The 11,922-nt window shown below is 65.7% G+C and carries 11 protein-coding genes; 7 read left to right on the forward strand and 4 right to left on the reverse strand.

Going from position 1 to position 11,922, the window contains the following annotated elements:
• Positions 1 to 46 precede the first annotated feature (46 nt).
• The 3 genes from BJ997_RS03300 to BJ997_RS03310 form a co-directional block, all read right to left on the reverse strand.
• Positions 47 to 3,298: a DUF4082 domain-containing protein gene (locus BJ997_RS03300; RefSeq protein WP_035836893.1), complete on the reverse strand. Its 3,252-nt coding sequence runs from the start codon at positions 3,296 to 3,298 to the stop codon at positions 47 to 49.
• A gap of 110 nt (positions 3,299 to 3,408) precedes the next feature.
• Positions 3,409 to 4,161: a PIG-L deacetylase family protein gene (locus tag BJ997_RS03305; protein WP_035836880.1), complete on the reverse strand. Its 753-nt coding sequence runs from the start codon at positions 4,159 to 4,161 to the stop codon at positions 3,409 to 3,411.
• A complete protein-coding gene (locus tag BJ997_RS03310; RefSeq protein ID WP_035836881.1) occupies positions 4,158 to 5,390 on the reverse strand; it encodes a glycosyltransferase in 1,233 nt (410 codons plus the stop codon). The genes BJ997_RS03305 and BJ997_RS03310 overlap by 4 nt, the downstream gene beginning before the upstream one ends.
• 291 nt (positions 5,391 to 5,681) lie before the next feature.
• Between BJ997_RS03310 and BJ997_RS03315 the strand changes: the two genes are divergently transcribed.
• The 5 genes from BJ997_RS03315 to BJ997_RS03335 all read left to right on the forward strand — a co-directional run bounded on the left by BJ997_RS03315 (position 5,682) and on the right by BJ997_RS03335 (position 9,021).
• The gene (locus tag BJ997_RS03315; RefSeq protein WP_236628992.1) at positions 5,682 to 6,578 is read left to right on the forward strand and encodes a trypsin-like serine peptidase; all 897 of its coding nucleotides are present in this window, start codon (positions 5,682 to 5,684) and stop codon (positions 6,576 to 6,578) included.
• On the forward strand, positions 6,559 to 6,735 hold the full coding sequence (locus BJ997_RS03320) for a hypothetical protein (protein ID WP_160175881.1): 177 nt from the start codon (positions 6,559 to 6,561) through the stop codon (positions 6,733 to 6,735). Before BJ997_RS03315 ends, BJ997_RS03320 begins: the two co-directional genes overlap by 20 nt.
• Before the next feature lie 147 nt (positions 6,736 to 6,882).
• Complete coding sequence (locus BJ997_RS03325; protein WP_338042563.1) at positions 6,883 to 7,425, forward strand: GNAT family N-acetyltransferase; 543 nt, start codon at positions 6,883 to 6,885, stop codon at positions 7,423 to 7,425.
• A gap of 47 nt (positions 7,426 to 7,472) precedes the next feature.
• Complete coding sequence (locus BJ997_RS03330) at positions 7,473 to 7,991, forward strand: GNAT family N-acetyltransferase (protein ID WP_052542284.1); 519 nt, start codon at positions 7,473 to 7,475, stop codon at positions 7,989 to 7,991.
• A 1-nt stretch (position 7,992) separates the two neighbouring features.
• Positions 7,993 to 9,021, forward strand: a complete 1,029-nt coding sequence (locus BJ997_RS03335; protein WP_035836883.1) for a S66 family peptidase — start codon at positions 7,993 to 7,995, stop codon at positions 9,019 to 9,021.
• Between the two features lie 211 nt (positions 9,022 to 9,232).
• Here the strand turns inward: BJ997_RS03335 and BJ997_RS03340 are convergent, their stop codons facing one another.
• Positions 9,233 to 9,673 (reverse strand): hypothetical protein, encoded by a 441-nt coding sequence (locus BJ997_RS03340; RefSeq protein WP_035836884.1) that lies wholly within the window; start codon positions 9,671 to 9,673, stop codon positions 9,233 to 9,235.
• A gap of 96 nt (positions 9,674 to 9,769) precedes the next feature.
• Here BJ997_RS03340 and BJ997_RS03345 point away from each other — a divergent pair, with 96 nt between their 5' ends.
• Positions 9,770 to 10,378 (forward strand): DinB family protein, encoded by a 609-nt coding sequence (locus tag BJ997_RS03345; RefSeq protein ID WP_035836885.1) that lies wholly within the window; start codon positions 9,770 to 9,772, stop codon positions 10,376 to 10,378.
• 115 nt (positions 10,379 to 10,493) lie between these two features.
• The gene (locus tag BJ997_RS03350; protein WP_052542285.1) at positions 10,494 to 11,921 is read left to right on the forward strand and encodes an HNH endonuclease signature motif containing protein; all 1,428 of its coding nucleotides are present in this window, start codon (positions 10,494 to 10,496) and stop codon (positions 11,919 to 11,921) included.
• Position 11,922 lies beyond the last annotated feature (1 nt).

The raw sequence follows: 11,922 nt of genomic DNA on the forward strand, positions 1-11,922 counted from the left end.
GCAGACGCCCAAACGAGGGGTGGCCGTGGGCGTTCGCTGATTCGGGTCAACCGAGTGAGAAGACCACGTCAACCCAGTAGTTGCTACTGGCGAAACTCTGCGTCGGAAAGCCCGTCGAACCATAGCGATAGACGCCGTTCGCCCCGTCCGTGCCGCTCGCGAGGCCGTGCAGTGGGGCGTTGTCGGCCGCCGAACCGAAGAACCCGGGGGTTGCGGCGTACCGGCCCTGCGGTGCGTAGTACGACACCGTGTACGTGGTGTTGGCCGCGATAGTCACGGGGGTGGCCAGGTTGGCCTGTTGCCACCCTGAAGCGGTCTCCCCGGTGAAGGTCACCGTGGCCAGCCTGGTCCCCGTTGCTGACCAGAGATATCCGGTGTGGGTGCCGGTGTTCAGGCTCCCCTTGTAGAAGCGGATGCCCGTGACCTTACCGGCCGTATCGGAGCGGAACTTCATGCCCAGGCCCACGGCCGCGGTGTCTGCCGCGCTCGCCGTGGCGGGAACGGAGCCTACGGCGAAGACGCTGCACGGACACGTCGGCGGTAGCACGGCTCCCGCCGTGGTGAATGACCAGGTGTAGGGCGACATAGCCTGGCCTGACGCGTTGGTGGCGCCGCTGACGCTGGCCGTGTACGTCGCGCTGGCGGCTAGTGCAGCGGTGGGCGTGAACGTGGCGGTGTTGGTCGCCGCACCGTAGCCGGTCGCGCCGGAGACAGCCGTGCCGGCCGCGTCCCTGAGGCCGAACACGATCGACGAGGCGATGACGGCCTGATTGAACGTTGTCGTCGCGGTGGAGGTCACGGCCACTCCGGTCGCACCGTTCGCGGGAGCGGCCGATACTATCGTGGGCGGTGTGGTGCTCACAGTTCCCGTCGTGAAGACGAGGTCCACCCAGTAGTTGGCGCCCTTGTACGTGTTCGTGGGAAAAACGCTCGACGCCGAGTACGCGTATAGGCCGTTTCCCGACGCGGACGTGCTGCGAAGCGCGCGCAGCGGCGCGCTCTCGGTGTAATCAAGGCCGCCGGGCAGTGCTGACGGATTGGGGTAGAAGAAACCGGACGCAGAGGCGTAGTGCCCGCGTGGAGCGAAGTAGGACACGACATAGGTGGTGTTCGCCGCAACGGCGACCGGGCTGGAGAAGGTCACTGTTTGCCAGCCTGACGCGCTCTCACCCGTGAACGTCGCCGTGGCCAGGCGCGTTCCTGTGGCAGACCACAGGCTTCCCGTGTGCGTTCCGGTGTTCGTCGCCGACTTGTAGAAGCGCACTCCGGTCACAGCTCCCGCGCTCGATGACGTGAACTTGAGTCCCAGCTCGACGCTGCCGCCATCGCCGGAATCTGCGACATCCGGTGTCACGGTATTGCCCCAGATGGAGCACGGACACACCACGCCAACGCTCGCACCCGCCCCCGGCGACTCGAGGTTTCCGCTGTCGTCGGCGGCTCGGGTTCTCACCAACGAGGTCGGGCTGCCGTGCGCGATCCACGTGTAGGTCCACGCGGCTTGTCCGGTTGCCGGGTGCCACGTCGCCCCGGCGTCGGTTGAGATTTCGACGCCGGCGACCACGCCGTCGGTGTCAGTCGCAGTGCCGGAGATCGTGACCCTTGTCCCGTCGGCGAGGGTCTGCCCGTTCAGCCCCGAGGTGATCGCCGAGGTCGGGCTGGTCGTGTCCGTCGTGCGGCTCGCGGCGACGAGGCCCGACATCAGGGTCGCCGGCTGCGCGCCCATGTCGGCGAAGACGTTCACCGTGGCCTGCTGCATGTTGCGGTCAGCCGCCCGACCCGTGGTGTACCCGTCGAGGCCGTAGGACCACTGGATGGTGCCCGCGCCGAAAACGAGGGCGCCGCTCGGCGCGCGGTACATGGTGAGGTTGTGCGTCGCGGTGGCCGGCGCGACGGTCGATCCGTAGTCGGTGAACACCTCTGGGGCCGCGACAGTGGTCGACGACATCCGGAAGGCTCCGGCAGGTCTGAAGCCGTTGTCGGCGTCGACGTCCCACTCGTAGCCGAGAGTGTTCAGCCCGGGGCCGAGGGTGAGTGATTGGGAACCAGTGAGGGCCGCGGCCGCGGTGTTGCGCCATATTCTCAGAGGGGCATATTCGGCGGGCACGCGGATGTCCGAGGAGCCCGAGACGACGACGAAGTACTGTCCGGTGAGGGCGTTCTCGGGATTACCGCCACCCGTCGCCGTGCCGAATCGAGGGTCGCGCCAGGTTCCAGTCCAGGACACCGGATCGGTGGGGGCGTCGAAGTGAGTGTCCTTGTAGCTCACGAGCGTGCGGTTGGCCGTCGTGGTGCCGGCGGCGCTGGGCTCCCAGCGCGTCCTCCAGAAGATTTCATTGCCGCTCAGGAAAGCCAGATTGACCCCGGCGTCTCGAGCCGCCTCCACGTTGGTTCGCTGGGACCCGGACCAATACTCGTCATGCCCGGTCGAGAGGAAGGTCTCGTGGTTGAGCAGCTGGGCTCCCCGGATGGATGTGTCCAAGCCGCTCTGGTAGCTCACGTCATAGGCATTTGCCTCCAGAAAACGGATCATGGGGTATTCGGTGTCCATGAGCCAGTTCGACCCCTGGCTGCCGGGCGTGAATGGCCGGTTGTACGAGACCTTGAACGCGGCCTTGTACGTGAGGGGTTCGCCCGGAGGGCAGGCCACCGAGCAGGAATAGAGGCTGTTGCCGCCGTAGCTGTTGTAGGCCTGCCACGTGGTGTCGGAGGTTTGGAAGACCATCTCGCTTGTGCTCGCGTCGTCGCGCACGACGAAGGGAATCACACTCTCACCGCCGGTGTCGTTGCGCACGAGGTGCGCTATGTAGACGCCGGAAACGGAGGCCGCCGGCACGGCCCAGGATGCCGACGTTGCCCAGTTGCCGCAGTCGATCAGGCCCGTGGCGGGGAAGGTCTGGCAGACGGGCTGCGCCTGCGGTAGGGACGCAGACGGCAGCAGCCCGGCCACGACCTTTCGCGCGCCGTTGCCCTGGTAGTACCCGAGTCTCAGAATGTCGATGCGGTATGAACTCGCCGGCGTGAGGATCTTGAAACTCACCGTCTGGCCCACGTTCACGCTCATAGCGGTGGCGTAGCCCTGGATGCTGGTGTCACCCGTGCCGGATACCTGCCAATCGCTCGGGGGCGTTCCGGGGAGCGAGTTTTCGCAGGCGATCGGGTTGACCACCGGCGCGGTACATGCGGCGGTGGCGGCCGTGGCCATCGATCCTGGAGCGACGAGTGCGGTGCAGAGCAGAGCAGAGCCGAGAAGTGCGATCAGTAGGGGTCGGCGGCGACGCGGGTCGGTTCGGGACATGGACTTCTCCATCGACGGGGGTGGCATTCGTCCGATCGGGCCCGATCCCGAGCGGAACAGCGCAAACATGAGATTTCCTCATGCACCTTATGTCGACATGGCTGCCCTGGCTAGGGCAGGTGTGGCCGTCCCGCCTGGGCGCGGAGCCCGACTGACGTGATGACATCCTCGCGCTGACCACCGGAATGCACGATCTGGGTGCCGTCGACGGTCAGCTGGCTGGCGTGGCAGCGAAGGGCGGCCAGCACGGTCTCTTCATGCCGATCGAGCGTGAACCACTCACTCGCGTCGGCTCGCACGTGGACGATTTCGGCGAAGGGTGTGCCGGCCGCGCGGCTGGCAGCCACGGTGGCGTCGTGCACGCGAACGTGGTCGGGATGACCGTAGCCGCCGCCGTGGTCGTAGCTGATCACAAGGGACGGCCGAAGTGCGTCGAGGAGGGACTCGATGTCCTGCGTCACGTCGCCGAGGGGCGCGCGCACGAGTGCTTCGTCGCTGACGTCGTTCGCCGGGCCGGCGAGCCCCGGGCTGATCCAGCTCATTCCGGAGTCCCTGTAGTGGCGCGGCTCGAGTGTGTTCCGCCGAGCCGGTGGCTCGCCGAGCCAGAATCGTTCGGCCACTCCGAGAGTCCGAACTGCTCGCTCCAGCTCCAGCTCGCGCTCGTCGCTCAGCGCCTGCGTGCCCTCGAGTTGCGAGAGCGGGCCTGCCACAACTTCGCCGCGTTCACCGCGGGTGGCGGTGAGCAGGGTGACCCGGATGCCGCGGCTCACCAACTCCGCGATCAGCGCGCCGGTGCTGATGGTCTCATCGTCGGGGTGTGCATGCACGAAAAGGACTGACGACAGACCGTCGAGCACACTCATGCGATGGCGAGTTCCTGTCGGCAGCCCGCAGAGCCGGGAAGGACGAGTGACCGGTAGACAGTGAGCAGTCGCTGTGCGGAGAGTGGCCAATCCAACCGCTCCGCGCGTTCGCGTGCGGCGAGGGACAGCGCGTGGGCGAACTCTCCATCGGCAAGCACCTGGGCGATGGCCGAACCCCAGGCGGCCGGCTCGCGCGACTCCACGATGATGCCGGTGCTGCCATGCACCACGGCCTCACGCAGGCCACCGGACCCTGCGGCCACAACGGGAACACCGCTCGCGGCCGCCTCGAGTGCCACGAGACCGTACGTTTCCGAGTGCGACGGCACGAGCACGACGCGTGCCTCGCGAAGCAGGTTGGCGAGCTTGATGCGAGACTGCGGTCCGATGAAGCGAACGTCGCCCTCGATCCCGTGGCGGGCGGCGAGGGCGCGCAGCTCGTCGACGTAGCCGTCGAAGTCGCTCGACGCGTCGCCGGCGATGATCAGTTCGGGACGAATCGGCTCCGGCACGGCCGCGAGTGACTCGATCGCGAGGTCGAGTCCTTTGAGGGGCTGCAGGCGGGCTGCGACGATGGCGTAGCCGCGGCCGGCACGCGGTGCGTGTTTCGTGGGCCGAAAGAGGGTGCCGTCTACCCCGGGAGGCACTATCGCGATGCGGTCGCTCGCGCCGCCGAGGCGGTGGCGTACGGTGTCGGCTTCGGCTTCGCTGATCGCCACGATCGCATCGGACTCGCGAGCGAGCCAGGCTTCGCCGGTCATCCGGCCGGCGGATTCCGGTCGTTCGCCGGCGGACAGCGGCGTCGATTCGTCGGCCGCGATGCTGTGGAAGCTTTGCACGTGGGGCGTGCCGAGTTCCCGGGCCAGGGGGAGGGCCGCCATGCCGGAAAACCAGTGGTGGGAGTGGATGACATCATAGTGGCCGAGCGCGGACATCCGCTGTCGAAAGGCATCGACGTAGTCTTCGTGGTCGCCCTTGGGAACGGGGGAGGCGGGACCGGCGTCAAGAAAACGCAGGGTGACGCGCGGGCCGAGCTGAATCTTCCTGGCGATCTCGGGGGAAGAGCGACGGGTGAGGATTTCGACGCAGTGGCCGGCCGCAGCCAGGGCTTCGGCCTGGTGGCGCACGACCACGTTCATGCCGCCGGCGTCGCCCGAGCCCGGCTCGGCACCGGGGGAGGTGTGGAGGGAGACCAGGGCGATGTGAAGGGAGGTCGATTGGGAAGGCACCCCAAAATCTTAACGCACCGCGACTCGCGGGCGCCCGGGATAGCAGCATTCGGGCCCGCTGTCCCAGTTCTCTCGTTTCCCACAGCGTTGTTGGTGAAAACCACAGACTGGGGTAGACGACGTGATTTACCCCCCAAGATCGACTTACTACTACCGGCGCTTCGGGTCCGGTAGGGGGCTATCGATACTGGAGTGAAACCAATGAAGACGACCAAATTGGGGTCAGGCAAATTGAGGTCAGGCACTTTCAGGTCAGGGGCCCTCGCGGCCCTGGCCGTGGGTGCCCTATGCGTGACCGGCCTCGTGTCCGCCGGGGCAGCGAACGCAACCTCTGGCGCGGACTCGTCCGACGTCACCCGCTGGATCGTTCCGCAGACGCAACAGGCCGGAGAGTCCTACTGGACGTCGGAGCGCATGATGAATGCCACACCCGGCGACGTGCTGGTGGCCGACAACGTTGCATCCGCTCACCCGAGCGACGTCAAGGTGGGGCCGAAGAAGACCGTCGGAAAGCAAAAGGCCGACCCGCAGGTGGCGGCGGCGCAGGTGGCGCCGATCGACAACATCGGCAAGGTCTTCTTCACGCTCGGCGGCAGCGACTACGTGTGCTCCGGCAACGCCATTGCCTCCGGCAACGAGAACACAGTGGTGACCGCCGGTCACTGCCTGAACTCGGGCCCCGGTGCGTTCGCCTCGAAGTTCACCTTCGTTCCGGCTTACGAGAACGGCTCGGCCCCCTTCGGCCAGTGGAACGCAACCGAGCTGTACGCGCCCACCCAGTGGACCTCGGGTGGCGACATCACCTACGACACCGGCTTCGCGATCGTCGCGTCACCGACCGGCACGAGCCTCAGCGACACTGTGGGCGCATCGGGAGTGTCGTTCAACGACAGCCGCGGTCTCACCTACTCTGCCTACGGCTACCCGGCAGCGGCACCGTTCACCGGACAGACACTGCAGTCGTGCTACGGCTCCGCGACCGATGACCCGTACGGCCAGTCCGAGTCGCAGGGCATCCCGTGCAACATGACCGGCGGTTCGTCGGGCGGACCGTGGTTCATCGGCAGTGGCTCGAACGGCTATCAGAACTCTGTGAACAGCTTCGGCTACAACAACATTTCCAACACCATGTTCGGCCCGTACTGGGGCTCGGTCATCGCGAGCACCTATGACGCAGCATCCGCCTAAGCCGGCCGATGATACGGCCGACGCCACGGGCGTGGACAGCCAACGGCTGACTCCCGACGACGAAGGCTGGTCCGAGGAGCGGATGCGCGCGGCAAAACCGCGCGAGATCCGGCTCAATCCGGACGGAACGCGCCACACCGACGCACCGCAACCGTAAGGAACGAGATCGCCGGATGCCCACGCATCCGGCGATCTCGTCGTGTGAGGGCCCGTACGGAGTCGCCTCAGTGGCCGTACACTGCCGGACGGCACGCTGATCGCCTGACCGGGGTGTGCTCGATGAAACCCGGTTAGGCTCTCTGGGGTGATCGAACCCATTGAGCTCTCCCACGGTGTCGAACTCCGGGTCCTTGCCCGCCAAGACGCCGAGTTTCTCGCCACCACATACACGAAGAATCGTGCTCATCTCGCACCTTGGGATGCCGAGCGGCACGAGGACTTCTTCACGACAGCCTGGCACGAGGGCGAGACGGCGCAGCAGCTCGCCGCCTATGCTTCGGGGGCGGCAGTGCCCCTGGTTCTCGCCACGCCGACCGCCATCGTGGGACGGGTCACCCTCTCCGGAATCACCCGCGGCGCGTTCGAAAGCGCGAGTCTCGGGTACTGGGTGGACGAAGAGTTCAGCGGTCACGGGCTTATTTCTGCCGCCGTGGGCCATGTTGTCGGCATAGCTCGCGACAGTGTCGGCCTCCACCGGCTGCAAGCCGGCACTCTGCTGCACAACCACGCCTCGCAGCGCGTGCTGCAAAAGGCCGGATTCGAGTCCTTCGGCATGGCGCCTCGCTACCTGCGCATCGCCGGCGAATGGCAGGACCACAGGCTGTTTCAGAAGATCCTGCACGACTGAGCGGGCCGGAAACGCCTTCGTACGGTCAGGTCTGTATCGTGGAAGACATGCCACATTTGCTTCGCCCCATCGAGCCGCTCGATCTCGCCCAAATCCTCACGCTCAACAATGCGGCGGTGCCTGCCGTCAACGACCTCGATACGGCCAGTCTCGCGGCGCTCGTGGCCACTGCGGCACACACTGCCGTGATCACGACGGATGCCGCACCGCACGTGGTCCTGGGATTCGTCATCGCCTTCGCCCCCAACGCCGACTACGCGAGTGAGAACTACCGCTGGTTCTCGGCGCGGTCGGGCAGCTTTCTCTACGTGGACCGTATCGTGGTGGCCCCCGAATCCAGGAGCCAAAAACTCGGTGCATTGCTCTACGACTCCGTCTTCGACGCGGCCCGCAAATCCGCAGTTGCAGAAGTATTCTGCGAAGTGAATACCTCCCCGCCGAACCCGCGGTCGCTCGTGTTCCACTCCCGCCTCGGGTTCGCCGAGATCGGGCAGCAGACAACGAAGAATGACACAGTCGTCGTGGCGCTGCTGTCGGCATCCATTACTGCGGCAACTTCGAGCTGACATGCAGATTCGCTACCCACGTCCGCTCCGCGCCGGTGACCTGATCGGCGTGACCTCGCCGTCGAGTGGCGTGGGCGCGAAGGAACAGGGGCGGCTCGAGTATGCGCTGGGAGGTCTGGGCGAGCGAGGCTTCGACGTGACGATCGGCGAGTGCATGGACGGGAAGACTCACGTGAGCGCCCCGGCGGAGCAGCGCGCCGCGGAGCTCATGGGGATGCTGCTCGACCCGCGAATTCGAGCCATTGTTCCGCCGTGGGGCGGCGAAACGGCGATCGATCTATTGCCGCACCTCGACTTCGACGCGATTGCCCAGGCCGAACCCACGTGGTTCGTCGGCTACTCCGACATCTCGACGCTGCTGACGCCCCTGACGTTACTGACCGGTCTGGCCACAGTGCACGGCAGCAACCTGATGGACACCCCCTATGATCTGCCGGCTCCGCTGCTGCCGTGGACAGACGTGGTGGCCCTGCCAGCCGGTTCGACGTTTCGCCAGGCCTCTCCTGGAGTGCACAGGCTGGGCGAGTGGGACGACTGGGAGGCCCATCCCGAGGTGTCACAGCGCGCGTGGAACGGCGAGGGCACCTGGACCCGTCTCGATGCAGGCACCCGGCCCGTGGACGTGTCGGGTCGGTTGATCGGCGGCTGCATCGAGACGCTGGCGAACCTCGCCGGGAGCCGGTATGGCGATACGAACCGGTTGCGCACCGGTTCGGAGACCGGCGTCATCGTATACGTGGAGGCATCCGGCGATGAGGCTCTCTCCATATGCCGCAACCTGCATGGGATGCGTCTGGCCGGGTTCTTCGAGGGCGCGCGTGCCATCCTCGTGGGGCGAACGGGGGCCCCAGACTCTCCGACGCTGACCCAGGCCGAGGCGGTGCTCGACGCCCTGGCCGTTCTCGGCGTGCCCATCATTTCCGACGTGGAATGTGGCCACGTTCCCCCGCAGCTCCCGATTGTGAACGGCGCCCTGGGTCGCCTCGTCTTCACCGACTCCGAGCAATATCTCGAGCAGTCGCTCGTCTAGCCGCGTCGGCCGTCCCCTCGTCTCGTATCGCCGCCGACGGAATGCCGTCTGCGGTGTCCTCCTTCGCTGATCGAGGAACGCCGTCTACGGCGTGTCTCGAGATCCCGCGAGTCAATCTCCGAACGGCGGGAGAGGGCGTCCAAGGCTTCTCTAGAGAAGAACGAAGAAACTCTCCTCTGCAGTAGGCACGTACCCTGACGTCGCATCGCTTCTAGCGTTGGGAGCCGGGACGGCCGGTGATCAGAATCACCAGCTGCACAAGGATTCCGATGACCGAGCCGATGAGTGACAGGACGAGCACAATTCGGGCGATCAGGTTCCAGTCGAAGCCGATCGGAAACGCGAAGGGAAACACCTGCCAGACGGAAACCAGCACGGCGATCCCGATTCCGAGCGTCACGAGATCGCCGAGCGCCTTGAGCCGGGGGTAATCGACGATGAGATAGATAGCGTTCGTGAACATGCCCGCGATCAAGGAAAGGTTCACGAGGCCGAGCAGCTGGCCGGCTTCGTCTGTGAGGTACGGTACGGCCTGCCAGCCGGGCCAGACGTTGACGGCGTACAGCACGGCTCCGTTGATCAGGAGGCCGAGGGCATAACCCGTTCGACGTGCGCCGGCACGCTGACGTCGCTTCTCTGTCGCGTCGGTCATGATTTCCCCTGAGCTCGTCGTACCGGATGGCGTTGAGGCCGGCTATCGCCGCGCGCGCATCTATCCTCGCAGGGTGTTGTCTGCAAGAGTTTCATCATGAGCGAATCAGACGTGAAAGCAGATCTTCAGCGCTATCTTCAAGGCGGTCGAGAAGCATTGCTCTGGAAACTCGACGGGCTCTCCGAGTACGACATTCGTAGGCCTCTCGTGCCGACGGGCACGAACCTCCTCGGGGTGATCAAGCATGTCGCGAGCGTAGAGGCCGGCTACCTCGGCGACACCTTTGATCGTCCGTCCGGCGAAGAGATGCCGTGGATGGCGGATGACGCGGAGTCGAATGCGGACATGTGGGCCACCGCCGCGGAATCCCGAGCGCACATCGTCGACTTCTACCACCGGGTGTGGGCGCATTCCGACGCCACGATCGAGGCGCTGCCGCTCGACGCGACCGGTACCGTGGCTTGGTGGCCGGCGGACCGCAGCACGACGACTCTGCACCGGATTCTGATTCACATGATCGCGGAAACCCACCGCCATGCCGGGCACACAGATCTCGTGCGCGAGCTCATCGATGGCTCCGTGGGACTGCGCGCGGGCAACGACAATCTCCCGGCCGGCGACGAGATCTGGTGGGCAACTTATCGGGATCGCATAGAAGAGGCGGCGCGCGCCGCCGGTGCGGCCGCCGCGTCTGGCAGCCTCTGACTCGGCCCGGGGTTTCTCCTCCACAGGTAAGAATCTTGGGGAGTTTTCCACAGAATGCCCCGATCAGGGCTGTTTAGGGCCCGTGAATGTCGGTGGTCGCTGGGAAAATTAGGCCATGACCACCTCAACGGACCTCCTCGTCGAGAGTACGGCGGCACTCGCCGACACGTACTCTCACTCCCTGGGGGGTGGAGTCTGTTCGGAGGAGGAACCCAACGCAGGGTTGGACATGCAGCGGATGACTAACGCAGGCCTCATGGCCGTCGCGGCGGCGAACTTCACTGTTGTGCGACAGGCGCAGGCACTTCTAGTTCAGGCCGCGGGCGAACTCAATGACAGGTTCGAACACGACACCGGCATCGCCGCTCAAACGGGTAACCGAAACGCCGCCGCCGCCCTGACCGATATCGGTCACATCTCGATGGCGGAGGCCGGGCGGTTGGTGAGGGTGGGGAAGGCGACGAAGCCCCGGATGAGCCTGATCGGTGAGCACCTGCCACCGGAGTATTCGGAGGTCGCGAACGCCGTCAATGCCGGGGCGCTCACCGCGGATTCGGCGCTGTACATCACCGCGAACCTCGAGCAGGCCGCCCCACGGGCCACGACCGAAGACCTCGACGCGGCGGAGAAAGAGCTGGTGGAGTTCGCGGTAACCAACCCGGTCGACTCGGTGCGGAAGCTCTCCATTCGCTACCGAGACGCCCTCGACGTGGACGGGGTGGAACCCCGTGAAGAGGTACTCGTGTCGCGGCGAGGGTTGAAGCGGATGGTGCTGCCCAACGGCATGAAACGCTACATTCTCGACGCCGACCCGGTGTCAGCGGCGTACCTGGACACCGCGATCGACGGGATGACCAGCGCGGAACTGCGCAAACCCCGCTTCGAAGCCATGGACGACCCGGACGGGTGCGGCGACAACCACGAGATCATCGGCGACGGGCGCACGATGCCGCAACTGAACTTCGATGCCTTCATCGACATCGTGCGCCACGCCCTCTCCTGCAAAGAGGGACTCGGGGCGCTCGATCACACCACGATCATCGTACGGATGAGTCTCGAATCCCTGCAATCAGGGCTCGGTGAAGCCCAACTCGACGGGATCGAACAACCGATCTCCGCCGGAACGGCCCGAAAGATGGCGGCGGAGGCGAGTTTGATCCCGATGATCCTCGGCGGCAAGAGCGAGGTTCTCGACTTCGGCCTCCGAAAACGGCTCTTTACGACGGCGCAGAAGCTCGCGGCCATCGAGAGGGACGGCGGGTGCGCCACGGCTGGCTGTAACAGGCCGCCGAGCTATGCGGAGGGGCATCACATTCGTTGGTACAAAGCGCATGACGGGCCCACGAACCAAGCCAACTGCGTGATGCTCTGTAGTGCGTGCCATCATCGGATCCACCGCGAAGGCTGGGACGTGGTGGTCAGAGACAACGTGGTGTACTTCATCCCTCCCGCAGCGGTCGATTCCAGGAGAACTCCGCGACGAGGCGGGCGACCGCTGGTCCCGACACCGAAAGGCCACGACGGCCCCCACTACAAGCGGTGAG

It is taken from the genome of Cryobacterium roopkundense, assembly GCF_014200405.1.
Lineage (GTDB): Bacteria > Actinomycetota > Actinomycetes > Actinomycetales > Microbacteriaceae > Cryobacterium > Cryobacterium roopkundense.